16 protein-coding genes and 1 riboswitch are annotated in these 20,055 nt (G+C 72.6%); of the genes, 5 read left to right on the forward strand and 11 right to left on the reverse strand.

All coding sequences use genetic code 11. The features are described from left to right. Nucleotides 1-54: 54 nt before the first annotated feature. Complete coding sequence (locus tag ACH9EU_RS12170; RefSeq protein WP_396414176.1) at nucleotides 55-717, reverse strand: FCD domain-containing protein; 663 nt, start codon at nucleotides 715-717, stop codon at nucleotides 55-57. A gap of 397 nt (nucleotides 718-1,114) precedes the next feature. On the opposite strand from ACH9EU_RS12170, the gene ACH9EU_RS12175 reads away from it, so the two are divergent. The 3 genes from ACH9EU_RS12175 to ACH9EU_RS12185 all read left to right on the forward strand — a co-directional run bounded on the left by ACH9EU_RS12175 (nucleotide 1,115) and on the right by ACH9EU_RS12185 (nucleotide 5,257). Next, nucleotides 1,115-2,293, forward strand: coding sequence for an enolase C-terminal domain-like protein (locus ACH9EU_RS12175; protein ID WP_396414177.1), 1,179 nt, complete (start codon nucleotides 1,115-1,117; stop codon nucleotides 2,291-2,293). Between the two features lie 266 nt (nucleotides 2,294-2,559). Beyond that, nucleotides 2,560-3,849: a M24 family metallopeptidase gene (locus tag ACH9EU_RS12180; RefSeq protein WP_396414178.1), complete on the forward strand. Its 1,290-nt coding sequence runs from the start codon at nucleotides 2,560-2,562 to the stop codon at nucleotides 3,847-3,849. Next, a complete protein-coding gene (locus ACH9EU_RS12185; protein WP_396414179.1) occupies nucleotides 3,842-5,257 on the forward strand; it encodes an amidase in 1,416 nt (471 codons plus the stop codon). Before ACH9EU_RS12180 ends, ACH9EU_RS12185 begins: the two co-directional genes overlap by 8 nt. A 73-nt stretch (nucleotides 5,258-5,330) precedes the next feature. Here ACH9EU_RS12185 and ACH9EU_RS12190 read toward each other — a convergent pair whose 3' ends face one another. Genes ACH9EU_RS12190 through ACH9EU_RS12200 form a run of 3 tightly spaced genes read right to left on the reverse strand, consistent with a single transcriptional unit; the run spans nucleotide 5,331 to nucleotide 9,129 of the window. Continuing rightward, the gene (locus ACH9EU_RS12190) at nucleotides 5,331-6,533 is read right to left on the reverse strand and encodes an ArgE/DapE family deacylase (protein WP_396414180.1); all 1,203 of its coding nucleotides are present in this window, start codon (nucleotides 6,531-6,533) and stop codon (nucleotides 5,331-5,333) included. A 35-nt stretch (nucleotides 6,534-6,568) separates the two neighbouring features. Continuing rightward, entirely contained in the window at nucleotides 6,569-7,861 is a 1,293-nt protein-coding gene (locus ACH9EU_RS12195) for an aminotransferase class I/II-fold pyridoxal phosphate-dependent enzyme (protein ID WP_396414181.1), read from the reverse strand. A 5-nt stretch (nucleotides 7,862-7,866) separates the two neighbouring features. After that, entirely contained in the window at nucleotides 7,867-9,129 is a 1,263-nt protein-coding gene (locus ACH9EU_RS12200; protein WP_396414182.1) for a M24 family metallopeptidase, read from the reverse strand. A gap of 134 nt (nucleotides 9,130-9,263) precedes the next feature. Here ACH9EU_RS12200 and ald point away from each other — a divergent pair, with 134 nt between their 5' ends. Beyond that, nucleotides 9,264-10,358: an alanine dehydrogenase gene (ald, locus tag ACH9EU_RS12205; RefSeq protein ID WP_396414183.1), complete on the forward strand. Its 1,095-nt coding sequence runs from the start codon at nucleotides 9,264-9,266 to the stop codon at nucleotides 10,356-10,358. A gap of 30 nt (nucleotides 10,359-10,388) precedes the next feature. Here ald and metE read toward each other — a convergent pair whose 3' ends face one another. The 3 genes from metE to ACH9EU_RS12220 all read right to left on the reverse strand — a co-directional run bounded on the left by metE (nucleotide 10,389) and on the right by ACH9EU_RS12220 (nucleotide 14,905). Further along, the gene (gene metE, locus ACH9EU_RS12210) at nucleotides 10,389-12,824 is read right to left on the reverse strand and encodes a 5-methyltetrahydropteroyltriglutamate--homocysteine S-methyltransferase (RefSeq protein ID WP_396414184.1); all 2,436 of its coding nucleotides are present in this window, start codon (nucleotides 12,822-12,824) and stop codon (nucleotides 10,389-10,391) included. Between the two features lie 81 nt (nucleotides 12,825-12,905). Further along, nucleotides 12,906-13,835: a methylenetetrahydrofolate reductase gene (locus ACH9EU_RS12215; RefSeq protein ID WP_396414185.1), complete on the reverse strand. Its 930-nt coding sequence runs from the start codon at nucleotides 13,833-13,835 to the stop codon at nucleotides 12,906-12,908. Between the two features lie 68 nt (nucleotides 13,836-13,903). Then, nucleotides 13,904-14,008: riboswitch (SAM riboswitch) on the reverse strand. A gap of 153 nt (nucleotides 14,009-14,161) precedes the next feature. After that, nucleotides 14,162-14,905, reverse strand: coding sequence for a YqjF family protein (locus ACH9EU_RS12220; RefSeq protein ID WP_396414186.1), 744 nt, complete (start codon nucleotides 14,903-14,905; stop codon nucleotides 14,162-14,164). A 69-nt stretch (nucleotides 14,906-14,974) separates the two neighbouring features. Between ACH9EU_RS12220 and ACH9EU_RS12225 the strand changes: the two genes are divergently transcribed. Beyond that, nucleotides 14,975-16,684 (forward strand): glutamate synthase-related protein, encoded by a 1,710-nt coding sequence (locus ACH9EU_RS12225; protein WP_396414187.1) that lies wholly within the window; start codon nucleotides 14,975-14,977, stop codon nucleotides 16,682-16,684. A gap of 18 nt (nucleotides 16,685-16,702) precedes the next feature. On the opposite strand, the gene ehuA is transcribed toward ACH9EU_RS12225, so the two are convergent. The 4 genes from ehuA to ehuB form a co-directional block, all read right to left on the reverse strand. Further along, nucleotides 16,703-17,455: an ectoine/hydroxyectoine ABC transporter ATP-binding protein EhuA gene (gene ehuA, locus ACH9EU_RS12230; RefSeq protein ID WP_396414205.1), complete on the reverse strand. Its 753-nt coding sequence runs from the start codon at nucleotides 17,453-17,455 to the stop codon at nucleotides 16,703-16,705. A 79-nt stretch (nucleotides 17,456-17,534) separates the two neighbouring features. Then, on the reverse strand, nucleotides 17,535-18,176 hold the full coding sequence (ehuD, locus tag ACH9EU_RS12235; protein WP_396414188.1) for an ectoine/hydroxyectoine ABC transporter permease subunit EhuD: 642 nt from the start codon (nucleotides 18,174-18,176) through the stop codon (nucleotides 17,535-17,537). Beyond that, a complete protein-coding gene (gene ehuC, locus ACH9EU_RS12240) occupies nucleotides 18,173-18,904 on the reverse strand; it encodes an ectoine/hydroxyectoine ABC transporter permease subunit EhuC (RefSeq protein ID WP_396414189.1) in 732 nt (243 codons plus the stop codon). Before ehuC ends, ehuD begins: the two co-directional genes overlap by 4 nt. A gap of 2 nt (nucleotides 18,905-18,906) precedes the next feature. Next, nucleotides 18,907-19,902 (reverse strand): ectoine/hydroxyectoine ABC transporter substrate-binding protein EhuB, encoded by a 996-nt coding sequence (ehuB, locus tag ACH9EU_RS12245; RefSeq protein WP_396414190.1) that lies wholly within the window; start codon nucleotides 19,900-19,902, stop codon nucleotides 18,907-18,909. Nucleotides 19,903-20,055: the final 153 nt, after the last annotated feature.

Below are 20,055 nucleotides of genomic sequence, written 5' to 3' on the forward strand. Positions count from 1 at the left end.
GGCGGTGCCCGGCCACGGACGGCCGTGCACCGCCCACGGATCACCCTCCGCCGTTCACCGCTCGGCGGGTCGGAGGCGTCCGATGGCGTCCTCCATGTGGGCCAGCAGCAGCTCGTCCGCGCGTTCGACGTCGGACCGGCCGATCGCCTCCGCGATGTCCCGGTGCTCCTCCAGCCGGAAGACGTGGGAGCTGTACCGGTTCTCCAGGGCGGTGATGCACATGCGGGTCTCCACCATGAGTGTGGTGTGCATCCGGGAGAGCCGCGGGCTGCCGGCGAGGGCCACGAGCAGCGCGTGGAACTCGACGTCGGCCTCCGTGAGCGCGTCCGCGTTGTTCTGCGCCACGGCCGCCGCCATGGACTGCACCACCTCGAGCAGGCGTTCGCCGGCGTGCGCGCCGTGGATCTCGACGGCGCGTGCGGCGGCCGCCCGCTCCAGGGCGGTGCGCGCCAGGTACATGTCCCGCACGTCGTCGTCCGTGACCTCGATGACGAACACGCCCCGGTTCCGGATGCTGACGAGCAGGCCCTCCTGGGTCAGCCGCTGCATGGCCTCGCGCAGGGGCCCGCGGCTCACGCCGAGGCGGCGGCTGAGCTCGGCCTCGTTGAGCTGCTGGCCCGGCACCAGGTCGCCCTCGCCGATGGCCCGCCGCAACTGCCGCGCGATCAGAGCCGGCGTGGTCTCCTGGACCACGGGTTGAAGGATGGGGCTGGACATCGTGCCTCCGGTCGTCGGATCCCGGGCGGGAATGAGATGATTGTCCACAATCATACCTCGAATCGGTGCGGGTTCCACGGGCCCGTTCTCGTTCTGTCCCCACCGCGCGGGACCACCACCGGTGGCGGTGGCCGACATTCCCGCTCCAGGGCTCTTGCCGCGCCGCAGATCGCGTGCATAGACTCCGGTTGTCGACAATCCTACTGAAGGATCGTTCGACGCCGTGGCGCGCCGGTGCCGTCCCCCGTGCCCCTCCGTCCCGGCTCCTGCCCCGTGGCGCCGCCGCGCTCGTGCAACGGCCCCGGCCGACAGGGCGCCGTCCCCCACGGCGTCCGATGGCCGCAACGTCGTGCGACCGCCACCACCGCACGCACCTCCGACAGTCAGGACATCCGCATTGCGCATCACGGGCCTCCGGGCCACTCCTGTTGCCGTTCCCTTCACCGAGGACGAGATCTGGGCCTTCGGCGGGCGCCGCGGCATGGTCAGCATTCTGCTCGAGGTCGACACCGACGAGGGGGTGGTGGGACTCGGTGAGGCCGCCGCGTATCCCTCGGCCGACATCGTCCTGGCGGTCTTGCGCTCGATCGAGCCCCTGGTGCTCGGGGAGAGCCCGTTCGACATCGAGCGGATCATGAAACGGGTCAACATCATCGGCACGTGGCACCACGTGAAGGCGACCAGCCCGGCCATCGCCGCGGTCGAGATGGCCTGCTGGGACATCGTGGGCAAGGTCAGCGGCCAGCCGCTGGTGAACCTGTTCGGGGGCAGGGTCCGCGACGAGGTCGAGTACTTCTACTACCTCAGCCACAAGCCGGCCTCGGACATGGCCGGCGACGCCGCCGAGGGCTACGCCGAGGGCTTCCGCACGTTCTACATCAAGGTCGGCTCCGGCGAGCCCACGCACGACATCGAGCGGGTCGAGGCGATCCGCTCGGCCACGGGCCCGGACGCGAAGATCCGGGTGGACGCCAACGAGGCGTGGTCGGCGGCGGCGACGATCCGCATCGTCGGCGAGATGGAGAGGTTCGGTCTGGAGCTGGTGGAGCAGCCGGTCTCCGGGCGCAATCTCGCCGAGATGGCGTACGTGCGCAGCCGGATCAACACCCCGCTGCTCGCCAACGAGGCGTCCTGGACCCGTTACGACCAGCTGGAGCTGATCAAGGCCGGCGCCGCCGACGTGGTCTCCGTGGACAACCAGATGGACGGTGGTCTGCTCAATCTCAAGCGCGGTGCCGGCATGTGCGAGGTGGCCGGGCTGCCCGTGCTCAAGCACAGTCTGGGCGAGCTCGGGGTGGCCGCCTACGCCGGCGTGCACGTCATGGCCTCGACCCCGAACTTCATCCATGCCAACCAGGGCTACGGCTCCTTCCTCTCCGACGACGTCGTCGGGGGCGCCGGCCCGCTGGCCTACGTGAACGGCTGCCTCAGCGTGCCCGAGGGCCCGGGGATCGGCGTGGAGCTCGACCGCGAGCGAGTGGGCAGGTACGCCGAGCTCTACGAGCGCGAGGCCGCGGACTTCTCCTTCCACGAGTCGGAGAAGATCGCCGGCACCCCGCTGATGCCCAAGCGCTGAGTGGACGGTCGTGCCTCCCGGCGGGATCCCAGCGGGAGGTGCGAGCGCTCGCCTCACCCCGCCCCTCCGGTGACCTCCCGGGCGCCCCGGCGGCACCCGGGGCGCCGGGCCCCGCAGCTGCCCCCTGTTGCCTGGGTCACGCGCCCGCCCTATGCTGTTGTCAACAATCGTACGAACGGAGATCGATCCTTCCATGGTTCTCACAGCCCTCCACGGGCCGCCGTCCCGGACGGGCCCCGCGGACCCCTCGGCCGGAGGCGTCTGACGTGACGACCCGGTCCCCGGGCACCGCGCCGGCCACGGTGGTCTCCGACCCGCCGCTGGCCATGCCGCCGTCGGTGGCCACGCCGCCGTACATCAACCCCGAGGAGCCCTACTTCTCCGCGGAGGAGTACGCGCGGCGGGTCGCCGTCGTCCGTGAGGAGATGGGACGGCGCGGGATGGCCGCGCTGCTGCTCGTGAGCCCGGAGAACATCTACTACCTCACCGGGCTGAACCACCAGGGCTACTTCGCGTTCACCATGCTGGTCCTGCCGCTCGACGGGCGGCCGTTGCTCGTGGCGCGCGCCATGGAGGGCACCACGATCACCGCCCAGGTCCCGCAGTGCACCCACGTGGCCTTCGCCGACGACGAGGACCCGGCGGGCCCGTCCGCCGTCGCGATCCGCTCCGTGGCCCCGAACGGGGCCACGGTGGGCGTCGAGCAGTCCTCGATGTGCTTCCCGCTGACCGTGTGGGAGTCCCTGCGCGGCCGGCTCGGGGGCCTGCTGCTCTCCGACGGTTCGGGCATCGTCGAGACCGTCCGGCAGGTCAAGAGCCCGGCGGAGATCGTCCACGTGCGCCGCGCGGCGGTGGCCTCCTCCCGCGCCATCGAGGCCGGACTGGGCACGGTTGCGACCGGCGTGTCCGAGCGGGAGGTCGCCGCCGCGGTCTACCGGGAGATGATGCTCGCCGGCAGCGAGTACCCCGGCTTCGCGCCCCTCATCCGCTCCCGGGACATCCTCCTGCACGAGCACGCGACCTGGCGGGCCCGGACCATCGGCCCCGACGACGCCGTCTTCATGGAGCTCTCCGCGTCGGTGGCCCACTACCACGCGCCCCTGACCCGCATGGCCTATCTGGGGGAGGCGCCCTGGGGCACCGAGCGGGCGGCGGAGATCGCCGCCGAGGGCCTGGAGGCGGTCCGGCAGGCGCTGCGGCCCGGTGTGCTCAACGGGGACGTCTACGCGGCGTGGCAGGCCGTGGTCGACCGCGGCCTCGGGCACAGCGACTACCGCAGGCACCACTGCGGCTACGCGGTGGGCATCGGGTTCCCGCCGAGCTGGGTCGGCGGCGCCGGCGTGGCCGGCCTGCGCAGGGGCGGGACCACCCGGATCCGGGCAGGCATGGTCTTCCACGTCCTCTCGTGGATCCTCGGCCAGGAGCCCGCCGACTACGTCATCTCGGACACCGTGCTCGTCACGCCGGAGGGTGGGGAGATCCTCACGTCCACCCGGCGCGATCCCATCGTGGTGCCCGTCCAGCCATCCCCCGACGAGGAGAACACCCATGACTGACCTGACAGAGCTCACGGCCCTGGAACTGCTGGACGGCTACCGCAGCGGCGGCCTCTCCCCGGTCGACGCCACGCGCGCCGCGCTCGAGGCCGTCGACGAGTTCGACGGCGCCGTGAACGCCTTCGTCTCCGTGGACCACGAGCAGGCACTGGCGTCGGCCGCCGCGTCGGAGAAGCGGTGGCGGGCCGGGGAGCCGCTGGGTCCCGGCGACGGCGTCCCGACGTCCATCAAGGACATCTTCTACACCCGCGGCTGGCCGACCCTGCGCGGCACCCGGCTGATCGACGCGGACCGGCCGTGGGAGGAGGACGCCCCCTGCGTGGCGCGGCTGCGCGAGACCGGCGCCGTGCTGATCGGCAAGACCACCACCCCGGAGTTCGCGTGGAAGGGGGTCACCGACTCCCTGCGCCACGGCTCGACCGGCAACCCGCGGGACGCCCGTCTGACCGCGGGCGGCTCGAGCGGCGGCAGCGCCACGGCGGTCGGCCTGGGCATGGGGCCCTGGTCCGTGGGCACGGACGGCGGCGGCTCGGTGCGCATCCCCGCCGCGTTCACCGGCACGGTGGCCATCAAGCCCACCTACGGGCTCATCCCGATGTTCCCCGCCAGTCCCTTCGGCACGCTGGCCCACGCCGGCCCCATGACCCGCACCGTGGCCGACACCGCCCTGCTGCTCGACATCGTCACGGGATTCGACTCCCGGGACTGGTCGGCCCTGCCGACGCCCACGTGGTCCTTCCTGGACGGGCTCGAGGACGGGGTCCGCGACCTGCGGATCGCCTTCTCGCCGACGCTCGGGTACGGGCAGAACGACCCGGAGGTCGAGCGGCTCGTCCGTGCGGCCGCCGAGCGGTTCGAGCAGCTCGGCGCCGTCGTCGAGGAGGTCGACCCGGGCATCGAGGACCCGGCCGAGGCGTTCCGCATCCTCTGGTTCGCCGGGGCCGCGAAGGTCCTGGAGGGCTACGGACCGGGCGCCGTGGACAGGGTGGACCCCGGGCTGCGCCGCAGCATCGAGGAACTGGGCGAGATCAGCGCCTCCGACTTCCTCGACGCCACGGCCGTCCGGATGGCCCTGGGCGTGACCATGGGCCGGTTCCACGAGTCCTACGACCTGCTGCTGACCCCCACGCTGCCGATCCCGGCCTTCCCCCGGGACCGCGACGTGCCCGAGGGCTGGCACTCCCCGCACTGGACCAGCTGGACGCCCTACACCTACCCGTTCAACATGACCCAGCAGCCGGCGGTCAGCGTGCCCTGCGGCTTCACGGGGGCCGGCCTTCCCGCAGGACTGCAGATCGTCGGGCCGCGCCACGCGGACCGCACGGTGCTCCGTGCCGCCCGGGCGTACGAGCAGGCGGTCGACTGGGGAACCCGGCGTCCTGCCCGGCTCACCTCCGACCGCCGCTGAGCCGAGCCGACGGGGCAGCAGGGCCCGCTCGGGGCCTGTCGTCGTGCTCCGCCGTCCGGGGGGTCCGGCGCGGTCAGGCCCCGAGCAGGCGCAGGGCGGTCAGGGCGTACGCGCGGGCGGCGAGCACGAGCTCGTCGACGCCCACGGACTCGTCGACCTGGTGGGCCTGGTCGTTGAGGCCGCCGGGGCCCATGACCACCGTGGGCACGCCGTGGTCCTGGGCGATGAAGCCGCCGTCGCAGGCCGCGGTCCAGCCCCCCACGGACGCCGGGCCGCCGAGTCCGGCGACGGCGCCGTGCACGGCGGTGACCAGCGGGTGGCCGACGTCCGTGCGGAACCCCGGCATGGCCATGGTCACCTCGACCCCCACGGAGATGCCGTCCCCGGTGATGCCGGCCGCGTCCACGTCGGCGAGCAGCTGCTCGGCGAGCTGGTGCGCGTCCTCGCCCGGCATCAGCCGGCGGTCCAGCCACACGCGGCAGGAGGGGGCGACCATCGAGGCGGTGCGCCCGCCCTCGATCCGGCCGACGTTCCACGTCCCGGCCCCCAGCAGGGGGTCCAGGTCCTGCTGCCGGCGCGCGTGGTCGGCCCGGACGAGCTCGAGCACCCGGGCCGCGGCGTCGACGGCATTGCGGCCGTCCGCGGGCCGCCCGGAGTGGGCGGGCACCCCGGTGACCTCGAGCTCCAGGTAGGCGTCGCCCCGGCAGGCCACGACGGTCTCGAGGTCGGTCGGCTCGGCCACCACGCAGCCCCGGAAGGCGCGCCCGAGGCCCCGCCGCGTCAGGTGCCGGATGCCGATGCCCAGGTCCTCCTCGTCCACCGTGCACGCCAGGCGCACCGGTCCGTCGAGCTCCGCGCCGGCACGCCGCAGGGCGTCCATGGCCACGAGCACCGCGGCGAGCCCGCCCTTCATGTCGGTGGCCCCGCGCCCGTAGAGCCGGCCGTCCTCGACGACGGAGCGGAACGGCTCCCGGCTCCAGCCGGGACCGGCGGGCACCACGTCCGAGTGCCCGAGGAAGAGCAGACCGGGACCGTCCCCGACGGGCCCGCCGGGGGCCAGCTCCACGTCCACGTTCGGCCGGCCCGGGGCGGCCGGGTCGGAGCGCACCGCCAGGCCGCGCGCCGCCCCCGCCTCCTGGAGCACCTGCGCGGTGCGCTCCTCGGTGCCGCCGGGGTTCTCCCCGCCGGCGTCGACGAGCGCGCGCGTCAGCGCCACCACCTCGTCCGGGTCGACGAGTCCGAGGACGGCGTGCTCGAGCTCCTGGGCGGTCTGCATGGTTCCTCCGGACCGGGCTCAGCCCGGGTCGTCGTTCAGCGGTCGGTCTCGGCGCGGGCGATGTCCAGGGCACGGGCCAGCCGCTGCAGGCCCACCTCGGTGCGCTCCGGGGTGGTCGAGGCGAAGCAGAGGCGGAAGGCGTCCTCGAACCGGCCCGAGGGGGACAGCGCCGCGCCGGGGATGAAGGCGACGCCCACCGCCAGGGCGATCTCGAACAGCCGGGAGGTCGAGACCCGGGCGTCCTCGCCCTGCAGCGTCACCCACAGGAAGAACCCGCCCTCCGGGTCCGTGGTCCTCACCCGGGCCCCCAGGTTCCGGGCGATCGAGGCGTCCATGGCCTCCTTGCGCCGGCGGTACTCGGTGCGCAGGCCGGCCAGGTGGTCGTCGTAGCCGCCCTGGCGCACGAACCGCTCCACGATGTGCTGGTTGGGCACGTTCGTGCACGTGTCCATGGCCTGCTTGCCGGCGATGAGCAGCTTGCGCAGCCGCGGGTCCGCGTCGACCCACCCGACGCGCAGCCCGGGGGCGAGCACCTTGGAGAACGTGCGCACGGAGAAGACCAGGGGGTCGTCCGGGCTGATCGCCCGGAACCCGGGCACGTCCGTGCCGGCGAAGCGCAGGCCCCCGTACGGGTCGTCGTCGAGGACGATCGATCCCCAGCGGTGCGCCAGCTCGAGGATGCGGACGCGGCGCGCCTCGCTGAGCGTGGTGCCGGAGGGGTTCTGGAAGTTCGGGATGGTGTAGATCACCCGCGGCGTGCGCCCGGACTCGGCCACCAGGGTCTCCAGGGCGTCCACGTCCATGCCGTCCCGGTCCATCGGGACCTCGAGGATGTCCGCGCCGTAGCTCAGGGCCGTGCCCGAGCCGTTGGTGTAGGTCGGGCTCTCGACCACCACCAGGTCCCCGGGGTCCACGAACAGCTTGAACGCCAGGTCGAGGCCCTGCATGCCACCGGAGGTGATGACGAGACGCTCCGGGCGGGTGGGCTCGGGGGTGGTGGAGTGGTGCTCCACCACCGTCTCGATGAGGCCCGGCTCGCCCTCGGTGGCGCCGTAGGTGAACGAGCTGTCGTCGAGGACCTCGGCGGCGATCCGCCGGAACTCGCCGGTCGGGATGACCTCGGCGGCCGGGGCCCCCATGGCGAAGCGGACGATGTCGTGGGTCTGCGCGGCGAGCAGGGAGGTCGAGGAGTCGATGACCGACCCGACGAGGCCGTCCGCGCGCCGGGCGAGGGGCAGCAGCCCCTGGGCCGGATCCCCGCCGATGCCGCGGGTGGGCTTGACGGCCAGGTTCTCGACCGTGGTGAGGGCAGTGGTGGTGGTCGTCATGGTGCTCACTTCCTGATGAGTGCTCGGGGGAACGAGGTGAAGGTCTCCACGCCGGTGCGCGTGACGCGCACGGACTCCGAGACCTCGTACCCGTACCCGGTCATCCACATGCCGCAGATGACGTGGAAGGTCATGTTCTCGGCCAGCACGGACTCGTCCTCGGCCCGGATGCTGATGGTGCGCTCGCCCCAGTCCGGGGGGTAGCCGATGCCGATGGAGTACCCGAGCCGGCTGTGCTTCTCGAGCCCGTGCTCGGCCAGGGCCCAGTTCCAGGCGCTGGCGAGCTCCCGGACGGGCACGCCGTCGGCCACGGTGTCGAGGACCGACTGCAGACCCTCGGCCACCGCCACCTCCAGTCGCAGCAGCTCGTCCGAGGGCGGGCCCAGCATGACGGTGCGGGCCAGGGGGACGTGGTACCGGCGGTGGGCGCCGGCCAGCTCCACGACGACGGCGTCGCCCTCCTGCAGCACCCGGTCCGACCAGGTGAGGTGCGGGGTGTCCGCGGAGGCGCCCGTGGGCAGCATCGGGACGATCGCGGGGAAGTCCCCCCACGCGTCGCCGGCGCCCTCGGCCTGGGCCCGGGCGATCTGGGCGGCCACGCGGTTCTGCGGGACGCCGGGCTCGATGGCGTCGATCGCGGCCTGCATCGCGACCGTGGTCACCCGGGCGGCCGTGCGCATGTACTGGATCTCGGCGTCAGACTTCACGGCCCGCGCCCAGTTCACCAGCTCGAACGCGTCGACGAGGGTCCACTCGGGCAGGGCGTTGACCAGCGCACGGTATCCCTTGGGGGAGAAGAAGTGGGAGTCCATCTCCAGGCCCACGCACCCCTTCGCGGCGGGGGCGATCCGCCCCCGCCGGCGCAGGTCGAACGCCACCCAGTCGAACGGGTGCAGGTGGGGGCGGTGCACGTACCGCTCGGGATAGCCGGCGATCTGCTCCGGCGGGAGCCAGCTGGTGCGGAACGCCCCGTTGGCGTCCATCTCCCGCAGGTAGAGGAGCATCTCGCCCTGTTCCGGCACGTAGAGCATCTGCGGGGTGTAGAACGACCAGGCGTCGTAGCCGGTGAGGTAGAAGATGTTCGCCGGGTCGGTCACGATCAGGGCGCTGAGTCCCTGGTACTCCATCTTCCGGCGGACGCTCTGCAGCCGGTGGTCGTACTCGGCGGCGGAGAACAGCGCCGGGCGCACGTCGGGGGTGCTCGCGCGGTCGGGAACGCCGGGGATCAGGTGCTCCACGGGGTGTGATCCGGGCAACGAAGTGGTCATGGTTCATGATGGAAATAAGATTGCAGATTGTCAACAATAAGCCGACGACGTATCCTGGAGATCCGAGCTGTGCACGACCGGGGGCCCCGGTCCCGGACGGGCACCACCGGCACCGACCAGAGAAGGGGCTCAGGATGCGTGTAGCGGTCCCCAGGGAGATCAAGCCGGCCGAGCAGCGGGTGGGCCTCATGCCCGCCGGTGTCACCGCTCTCGTGCGGGACGGCCACGAGGTGTACGTGGAGACCGGCGCGGGGGTCGGGTCCGGGTTCGACGACGACGCCTACGCCGCCGCGGGGGCCGAGGTGGTCGACCGGGACACGGTGTGGGAGCGGGCCGAGCTGCTGGTCAAGGTCAAGGAGCCCGTGGCGGAGGAGCACGCTCTCCTGCGCCCGGACCTCGTGCTCTTCGCCTACCTGCACCTCGCCGCGAACCGGCCGCTGACCGAGGCGCTCCTCAGGGCCGGGACGACCGCGGTGGCCTTCGAGACCGTGCGCTCCGGCAGGATCCTGCCGCTGCTGCAGCCGATGTCCGAGATCGCCGGCCGGCTCGCCGCGCAGTCCGCCGCCCACCACCTGCAGTCCAACGCCGGCGGGCCCGGTCTGCTCATGGGCGGGGTGCCCGGCGTCGCGGCGGCGAAGGTCGTCGTGATCGGCGGCGGCGCCGTGGGGACCCAGGCGGCGCTCGCCGCGGTCGGGCTGATGGCGGACGTCACGGTGCTGGACGCCGACGGCGCACGGATCCGGGAGCTGACCGACCTGATGGGCCACCGGGCGCGCGTGCTGATGAGCGACGAGCACGTCCTCGAGGACGAGATCACCGGGGCGCACCTGGTGATCGGAGCCGTGCTCGTCCCCGGCGCGGCGGCGCCGAAGCTCGTGCGCCGGGAGCACCTGGCGACGCTGCACGACCGTGCCCTGCTGGTGGACGTGGCCATCGACCAGGGCGGGTGCTTCGAGACCTCCCGTCCCACCACGTACGACGACCCGACGTTCGAGGTCGACGGGATCACCCACTACTGCGTCACCAACATGCCCGGTGTGGTGCCGCGCACCGCGACGCGGGCCCTGGCCAACGCCACGGCCCCCTACGTGCGGCGGCTGGCCCGGGACCCCCGGCAGGCCCTGGCCGAGGACCCGGGGTTCGGCGCGGGGCTCAACGTGGCGGAGGGCGGCATCCGTCACGCCGGGGTGGCGCAGGCCTTCCCGGACCTCCCGGCGGACCTGGACTGAGCGACCGCGCGTCAGGTGGTGGGTCCGGGATCAGCCGTGCTGGACGATCAGCGGCACACCGGCCTCCCGCGCCCCGTCGGCCGACCCGTCGAGGCCCTCGCGGGCGGTCCGGGCCGCCGCCACGAGGTGGACCAGCGAGGCCTTCGTCTCCTCGTAGCCGCGGGTCTTCAGCCCGCAGTCCGGGTTGACCCAGAGGGTGCGCGCCGGCACGTGCTGGAGGGCCCGGCCGAGCAGCTGCTCGACCTCCTCCTGGGAGGGCACCCGCGGGGAGTGGATGTCCCACACGCCCGGACCGATGCCCCGGGAGAAGCCGGCGGCCTCGAGGTCCGTGAGCACCTCCATCCGGGAGCGGGCGGCCTCGATCGAGGTGACGTCGGCGTCGAGGCCGTCGATCGCGTCGACCACCTCGCCGAACTCCGAGTAGCACAGGTGGGTGTGGATCTGGGTCTCGTCCCGCACGCCCGAGGTGGCCAGGCGGAAGGAGTCCACGGACCACTCCAGGTAGGCGGGCTGGTCCTCCCGGCGCAGCGGCAGCAGCTCCCGCAGCGCCGGCTCGTCCACCTGGATGATCCCGATCCCGGCGGCCTCGAGGTCCAGGACCTCGTCCCGCAGGGCGAGCGCCACCTGGTTCGCGGTCTCCCCGAGCGGCTGGTCGTCGCGCACGAAGGACCACGCGAGGATCGTCACCGGGCCCGTCAGCATGCCCTTGACCGGCTTGTCGGTCAGGGACTGGGCGTGGCCGATCCACGGGACGGTGATGGCCTCGCCGCGCAGGCCCTCGCCCTCACGGCTGACGTCGCCCCAGAGGATGGAGGGCCGGGTGCAGCGGGACCCGTAGGACTGGACCCAGCCGTGCTCGGTGGTCGCGAAGCCGTCGAGGTGCTCGGCGAAGTACTGCACCATGTCGTTGCGCTCCGCCTCGCCGTGCACGAGGACGTCCAGGCCGAGCTCCTCCTGCAGCCGGACCACCCGCTCGATCTCCTCGCGCAGGAACCGGTCGTAGGCCTCGGGGGTCACGGCGCCGGAGCGGACCTTCGCCCGCTGCGCCCGGACCTCCGGGGTCTGCGGGAAGGATCCGATGGTCGTCGTCGGCAGGAGGGGCAGGGGGCCGGAGGCCGTGAAGGAGCGGCCCTCCTGGGCGGCGCGGCGGACCTCGGCGGGGGCGCGCCCGATCTCGGCGGCGGTCACCGAGGCGGCGCGCTCTCGCACGGCCGCGTCGCGGACGCCGGCGGCGCCCTCCCGGGTGCGGCGGGCCTCGGCGGCCTCGGCCAGCTGCTCCGCCACGGCGTCCCGGCCGGCGGCCAGGCCGCGGGAGAGGGTCACGATCTCGCCGACCTTCTGGTCGGCGAAGGCGAGCCAGCTGCGCAGCACGGGGTCCAGCTGCGTCTCCTCGGCGACGTCGTGGGGGACGTGGAAGAGGGACGTGGAGCTGGCCACGGAGACCTGGGCGCCGGCCCGGGCCAGCTCCTCGAGCTGGTCGAGCCGGCCCGCCAGGTCGGCCCGCCAGATGTTGTGGCCGTCGACGGCGCCCGCCACGAGCACCGCGGCGTCCTCGCCCCGGAAGAGCTCCAGCTCCTCGGCCGTGGGGAGCGCGCCCTTGACGAGGTCCAGGTGCAGGGCCTCGACGCCCGAGCCGGCCAGGGGCCGCAGCAGCGAGCCCGTCGAGCCGTAGGAGGTGGTGACGAACAGCTGCGGGCGCTCGGCCGCGGCGGCCAGCGTCGTGTAGGCCTCGCGCACGGCCTCGGCCAGCCGGTCGGCGGGGACCGGCTGGTCGGCCACGAGGGCCGGCTCCTCGAGCTGCACCCACTCCGCGCCGGCGGCGTCCAGCGCCGCCAGCAGCTCGGCGTACACCGGGAGCACGTCGCCGAGCCGCTGCAGCGGGTCGAAGCCGGCGGGGGCGTCGTCGTCGGCCTTGGCCAGGAGGAGGAAGGAGACGGGGCCCACGAGGACGGGGCGGACGGTGAACCCGTGCTCGGCGGCGCGGCGCACGTCGGCGACGAGACGCTCGGCGGTGGCACGGAAGGGGGTCCGCGGGCCGATCTCGGGGACGAGGTAGTGGTAGTTGGTGTCGAACCACTTGGTCATCTCCAGCGGCGCCCGGCCGGCGTCGCCGCGGGCCAGCACGAAGCTCGCGTCGAGGTCGAGACGGCCCTCGGCGTCGGCCAGGTCGGCGAAGCGGGAGGGCACCGCGCCCAGTGCCACGGTCGTGTCGAGGACCTGGTCGTAGAGGGCGAACTCGGCCGGCAGGGACGAGTCCTGCGCGCCGAGGCCGAGCTCGACGAGACGCCGGTAGGTGGCCAGCTGCAGCTCGGCGGCGGCCGTCTCCAGCTCCTCGCGGGTCGAGCGCCCGGCCCAGTAGGCCTCGAGGGCCTTCTTCAGCTCGCGGCGGCGGCCGATCCGCGGGTAGCCCGTGATCGTGGCCGCGGGGAAGGCGGGGACGGCGGTCGGGGTGGTGGTCGTGCTCATGGAGGTGCTCCTGACGTGTCGTGGATGGTGGTTCGGGAAGGTCTGTGGTTGCCGCGGCCGGCCGGGTGTCCGCGGGGCGGCTCAGGCCGGCAGCAGCCGGGGGAGCGGGGCGGGCTCGTGGGGCGTGCGCGGCAGGTCCACGCGCTCGAGCAGGTCCAGCACCGCCCGGTGCTCGTTGAACGTGTAGAGGTGCAGGCCGGGGGCGCCGGCGTGGAGTGCGGCGCGGCACAGCTCCGCGGCGAACTCCACGCCGGCCCGGTGCCGCGCGTCGGGTCCGGGGGCGTGCTCGAGGGCGGCCTCCAGCGCCGGGTCCGGGGCCATGCCGGCCAGCCGGCAGAGGTTGCGCAGTCGGCGCACGCCGGTCACCGGCATGATCCCCGGGACGATCGGGATCGTGACCCCGGCGGCCCGGGCGGAGTCCAGCAGCTGCTCGTACTCCTCCGGCCGGAAGTAGACCTGCGTGATCGCGAAGTCCGCGCCGGAGTGCTGCTTCGCCAGGAGCACGTCGACGTCGTGCGCCACGGACGGCGACTCCGGGTGCCGGGTGGGGTACGCGGCCACGCCCACCGCCAGCCGGCCGGCGGCGAGGTGCGCCGTGTGACGCCGCTCCACGTCCCGCACGAGCTCCACGAGGTGGGTCGCGAACGGCAGCTCCCCGCGGAACGCCGCGGGGTCCTCCGGCAGGTCCCCGCGCAGCGCCAGCACGCCGCGGACCCCGCGCCGCACGAGCGAGACGACGACGTCCTCCAGCTCCTCCCGTGTGCTCCCGGCGCAGGTGAGGTGCGCGAGCGGCCGGAGGCAGGTGCGGGCCAGGAGGTGGTCGAGCAGCGCCAGGGAGCGGTCCCGCCGCACGGCGTCCCCGCTGTACGTCACGGAGACGTGGTCGGGACGGGTGGGCTCGAGCGCCTGGATGGTCCGCAGCAGCGTCTCGGCGCTCGCCGCGCAGCGCGGCGGGTAGAGCTCGTAGGACAGGGACGGCGGCGCCGTCCGGCCGCTCGGCGTTCGTGTCACGTGTTCCTCCTGGGTCACCCCGAGGGAGGGCGCCAGCCGTCCCGGAACCGGTCCGGGAGGCTGCGACAGCTCCATCGGTCCTGGCGGGAGCACCGTTCCGTCGCCCCGTGCGGGACGGCGGATGGTTGCTGCGGCGTCGACGAGCCAGGTCTCTCGGCCGCTCTGGATAGATGCAAGGACCATTTCAACGGCTCTCCGGCCCGGCGCCAAGTCGGGGTGCCCAGAAGACGTCCCACGCCGAAGTGTGACGCGCCCCGTGTCACACGGCGCAACACGGCAGCCGTCCGTGGGCTCCCGCCGTGGCGCAGACCCGCGGAGCCCGACGCTCAGGCCGTCCGCAGCACCGACGGCCGTCCGAGCCGGGCCCGCACGCCGGGGGAGAACAGCACCGACTCCGGTGGTCCCTCGACCGTCAGGCCGGCCGCCCGGAGGAGCCCGTCCTCGAGGTGGACCGGTCTCGCCGGGTACAGGGGCCACGGCCTGTGGGCCACGGGCACCCACCACGTCGCCCCGGCCGCCCTGTGGTGGGCTCCGAACCGGGCGGTGAGCTCCAGGGACAGCGGATCCTCTGCACGCCGTGCGAGGTCCGGGCGGACCGAGAAGGACGAACGGGCGCCTCCGCGGCGGCGCTCGACCGCATAGCCGCGGACGGGCGCGGGACCTCCTGTCGCCGCGGCGCGGCACCGCGACCAGACGTAGGGGACGCCGGCGGCGCGGGCGCCCAGCACCACGGGAAGGCGCGGGGCGTCCAGGGACAGGAACACGACGCCGCGCGACCCGTCGGGTCCGCGCGAGTACACGCGCACGTTGACCTCGGCGAAGGAGCCCAGGTGGGGGAGGGGGACGACGGTGCCGAGACGTGTGCGGCGCATGCGGAACCCGATGAGACCGACCCAGGCCGATCCGTCGACCACGTCCACCTCCACCCGTGGCGGCAGGTACGGCGCGACGACGGACGGCGGCAGCCGCCAGTGCAGGAAGACGGCGTCCTCCCAGAGCTGGTCCGCCAGATGGGGCCGGGGCAGGGCGTGGCCCCCGGGCCACGGACCGGCTCCGCCGGTTCGGTGCATGGCGCACACCCTACCGCCGGGTGTGCCGTGGATCACGCCGCTGAGGGCGCCGGCGCTACCATCGTCAGCATGATGCGATTCCTGGTCGTGGCGCTGCTCCTCGCACTCGGGGCCGTGGCGCTCCTGGCCGCCTCGCTCGGCTCCGGCGGCTGGTGGCTGCTGGCCGCGGCGGTGCTGGGCCTGCTGGTGGTGGGCGTGTGGGACGTCGTGCAGAAGGAGCACTCGGTCCTGCGGAACTACCCGGTCCTCGGGCACATGCGCTACTTCATGGAGTCCATCCGCCCCGAGATCCAGCAGTACTTCGTCGAGCGCAACTACGACGGCAAGCCCTTCGACCGCGACACCCGGTCCCTGGTCTACGCCCGGGCGAAGGGGACCATGGGGGACAAGGCCTTCGGGACCGAGCGGGACGTGAACCGGATGGGCTACGAGTACCTCCTGCACTCCACCGCCCCGGTGCCACCCCCGGACGAGGCCCCGCGGGTCCGCATCGGCGGGCCGGGGTGCACGCAGCCCTACGACATGTCCCTGCTGAACATCTCCTCGATGAGCTTCGGCTCACTGTCCCGCAACGCCGTCCTGGCCATGAACAAGGGCGCGGCCCTCGGCGGCTTCGCCCAGGAGACCGGCGAGGGCGGGCTCACGGACTACCACCGGGCCCACCCGGCCGACCTGATCTGGGAGATCGGCTCGGGATACTTCGGCACCCGCAACGACGTCGGCGAGTTCGACCCGGAGGAGTTCCGGGAGAAGTCGCGCCTGCCCGAGGTCAAGGCCGTCACCGTCAAGCTCTCCCAGGGCGCCAAGCCCGGTCTCGGCGGCGTGCTGCCGGGGGCCAAGGTCAGCCCGGAGATCGCCCGGGCCCGCGGGGTGCCCGAGGGCGTGGACTGCATCTCCCCGGCCAGCCACAGCGCCTTCACCACGCCCCGGGAGCTGATGCGCTTCATCGGACGGCTGCGGGAGCTCTCCGGCGGCAAGCCGATCGGCTTCAAGCTGTGCGTGGGGTCCCGGGTGGACGTGCTGGGCATGTGCAAGGCCATGCTGGAGGAGGACGTGGCACCGGACTACATCATCGTGGACGGCAACGAGGGCGGCACGGGGGCGGCGCCCCTGGAGTACCAGGACCACGTGGGCACCCCGCTGACCGAGGGCCTGATGCTGGTGAACAACGCCCTGGTCGGCGTCGGGCTGCGGCCGCCGATCAAGCTGGGGGCGGCCGGCAAGGTGGCCTCCGGCTCGGACGTCGTCAAGCGGATGATCCAGGGCGCGGACTTCACCATGAGCGCCCGGGCCATGATGATGGCCACCGGCTGCATCCAGGCCCAGAAGTGCCACACCAACAAGTGCCCCGTGGGCGTCGCCACCCAGAACGAACGGCTCATGCGCGCCCTGGACGTGGCGGACAAGGGCGAGCGCGTGCACCTGTACCACCGGGCCACGGTCCGCGAGGCGGTGCAGATCATGTCCTCGATGGGCTGCGGCGACATGCGCGAGCTCTCCCCGCACATGCTGCGGCGTCGGATCGACCACCTCACCACCCGCTCCTACGCCCACATCTACAACTGGATGGAGCCGGGGGAGCTGCTCAGGGCGCCGCCACGGACCTGGGCGGAGGACTGGGAGCTGGCGGACCCCGACCACTTCGGTCTCTACCGCCCGGGCCCGGGCAAGATCGAGCAGCGCGACGACCCGGCCGTCCGGCACGAGGAACGGCCGGGCGAGGCCCCGGGCTCGGGCGACGTCGGGCGGCCCGAGGGCGAGCCGGGCCCGGAGTCCTGAACCCGCGCCCGGCGGCCGTCAGAGGATCGCGCGCAGGAACGTCTTGGTGCGCTCGTTCTTCGGGTCCGTGAACATCTCCTCCGGGTGCCCGTCCTCGATGATCCGCCCGCCGGCGAACATCATCACCCGGTGGGACACGTCGCGGGCGAACTGCATCTCGTGGGTGACGATCAGCATCGTGATGTCGGTCGTCTCCGCGACCCGGCGCAGGACGTTGAGGACGTCGTCCACGAGCTCCGGGTCGAGGGCGGAGGTCACCTCGTCCAGCAGCAGGATCTCCGGGTCCATGGCCAGGGCCCGGGCAATGGCCACGCGCTGCTGCTGACCGCCGGAGAGCCGTGAGGGGTGCTGGTCGGCCTTCTCCTCGAGGCCGACCTGGCGGAGCAGACCCAGCGCCTTCTCCCGGGCCGCGGACTTGTCCATGCCCAGCACGTGGACGGGCGCCTCGATGATGTTCTCGAGCACGGTCATGTTGGGGAAGAGGTTGAACTGCTGGAAGACCATGCCGATCCGCCGGGTGATCTGCTTCTGCCGCTTGGGCGGCAGCTCCACCCGGCGACCGTTGCGCATCTCGTGCGTGAGCGGCTCGCCGTTCACGAAGATGAATCCCTCGGTCAGGTCCTCGAGGGTCATGAGCAGCCGCAGGATCGTCGTCTTTCCGGAGCCGCTCGGCCCGATGAGGGTCACGCGCTCCCCTCGCCGGACCGTGAAGTTCAGCCCGTCGAGGACCGTGTGGTCGCCGAAGCGCTTGACGACGTCGCGGAACTCGATGACGGGAGTGTCTCCGGGATCTCCGGCGCGGGGCGCCGGGTCCTGCTGGGAGGGGGTGTCGGGGCGCTCGTCCCCGCGGTCAGTAGTGGGCAAGACGTTTCTCCAATCGGCGGATCAGGATGGAGGTCGGATAGCTGGCGGCCAGGAAGATCAGCCCGGCGAGGGTGAACGCCTCCGTGTACGCGAAGTTCCGTGCCCCGAACTGCTGGGCGGAGGTCACGAGCTCGACCACGGAGATCGCGAACAGGAACGGGGTGTCCTTGAACATGGCCACGGCGTAGTTGCCGAGCGAGGGGATCGTGGCCCGGAGCGCCTGCGGCAGGACCACGGCGCGCCAGGTGCGCGACGCCGGCAGGGAGAGGGCCACCGTGGCCTCCCACTGACCCTTCGGCACGGACTCGATCCCCGCGCGGTAGCTCTCCGCCATGTAGGTGGCGTAGTGGATGCCGATCACCGTGATGCCGATGACCAGGGCGGAGACCCCCGTGAGCAGGTAGTAGACGAACAGCAGCTGCACCACCAGCGGCGTCATCCGGATGAACTCGCTGACCCAGTGCACGATCTGACGCAACGGTGTGGGCAGCACCCGCTTGAACACGGCGATGAACAGTCCGAGGACGGCGGCGATGAGCGTGCCCACGACCGTGGCCAGCAGCGTGATCCTGAACCCCTCGAGCAGCAGGGGCAGGGCTTCGACGACGCGTTCCCAGCTCCAGATCACGGCTGTCCACCTCCCACGGCGTCCGCCTTCGGGCGGGCGGGCAACCAGATCTCACGCATGGACGGACCTCTTCCGAGCTTGTTCTTGGCCCGGATCTCGAGCACGTTCATCCCCAGGTTCAGGAGGTAGGCGAGGGCGAAGTAGATCAGAAGTCCCACCATGAAGGCGAACAGCGTGTCCCCGGTCGCCTGCCGCAGCTGGTTGATCCGGAAGGTCAGGTCGCTCAGGGTGATGAACGTGACCACCGCGGTTCCCTTGAGCAGCTGGATCATCAGGTTGGCCAGGGAGGGGATCATGAGCGCCCACGCCTGGGGGAAGATGATGCGGCGCATGCGGTGGGACGCGGACATGCTCAGCGCCTTCGTGGCCTCCCACTGGCCCTTGGCGACCGAGGCGATGGAGCCCCGGACCACCTCGGCGCCGTACGCCCCGAAGTTCAGGGACAGCGCCAGGATGCCGACGGTCATCGGGTCCAGTCGCACCCCCATGAGGGGCAGGACGAAGAACAGCCAGAAGAGCTGCACGAGGAGCGAGGTCCCCCGGAAGAACTCCACGACCACGCGGGCGGTCACCCTCAGCGCCGCGACGCCCGAGAGCCCGAGCAGCCCGAGCGCCACGGCGATGACGAACGCGCCGAGCGCTCCTCCCACGGTCAGCTGCAGCGTGATGACCACGCCGTCCAGCAACCGGGGGAGGTACGCCCAGAGCGCGTCGAACTTCTCTCCCACGACTACTCGCCGGGCTCCGTGGTGGCGGTCTCCGCGGGGACGGCCTCGTCGGTGCCGGTCTCGGCCGGCGCCGGCTCCGGAGTCCCGGCGTCGGCGAGCTCACCGGCGCACAGCTGCTCGGTGGTCACCGAGCCGTCCGGGCGCTCGGCCGCCGTGAAGCCGTAGTCCCCGACGACCTCGAGGTAGCGCTCCTCGTCGCTGACGATCTTCTCCAGCTCCTCGTTGTAGGCCTCGAGCAGGTCCTGGTCCTCGGTCCGGAACACGGTGCCGCCGGCGCCCACCTGCGGCACGCCGTCGATCTCCTGGACGTAGGACTCGGTGACCTCCACGGCGGCGTCCGGGTTGTTGTCCGCCATCCAGTTCAGCGAGATGCCTGTGAGTGCGAAGACGTCCGCGCGGCCGTTGGTCACGGCGTCCATGCCGTCCTGCGGGGTGGCGACCTCCCTGTTGTCGATGCCGAGCGAGTCGGCGTAGCTCGACTCGATGGCCCCGGTCATCGTGACCAGCTGGACGTCGGGATCGGCGGCCACGTCGTCGAGGGTCTGGAGGCCGTGCGGATTGCCCTCGGCGACCATCAGGGCCGTGGTGTACATGAACTCGGGGTTGCTGAAGGCGGCCTGCTCGCAGCGCTCGGGGAGGATGGACATGCCCGCGCTGACGGCGTCGAACCGACCGGCGGTGAGCCCGGGGATGAGGGATCCGAAGTCCGTGTTGACACCCTCGAGCTCCTCGATGCCCAGCTCCTCGAAGATCTCGCGGTGCAGGGCCACGGTGGCGCCCGTCAGCTCGCCGTTCTCCTCGAAGCTGTACGGGGCCTCGCCCGCGAAGCCGACCGTGATGCTCCCGGCGTCCTGGGCCTCGGCGAGGGTGCCGCCGCCCTCGCCGTTGCCGCCGCCTCCGCCGTTCCCACCGCCGCAGGCCGTCAGCAGACCCATGGCAGCCACCGCTCCGATCGAGATGACGCTGTGCTTCGTGGTCCATCGTGATGTCGTTGACATGGTTGCGGTCCTCCGGGGGTTCTGCGCCCACGCCGTCCGGAGCACCGGTGTGCTCGATATCCGGAGGACGTTGCTGGGCGTTTCGTCAGATTGTGTACAGTCATTCAATCCTATGAAGTGGCCCATGTCACTACTGTGCATTGGAAAACATCT

The sequence above is a fragment of the Kocuria rhizosphaerae genome (genome assembly GCF_044462265.1).
In the GTDB taxonomy this organism is placed as follows: domain Bacteria; phylum Actinomycetota; class Actinomycetes; order Actinomycetales; family Micrococcaceae; genus Kocuria; species Kocuria rhizosphaerae.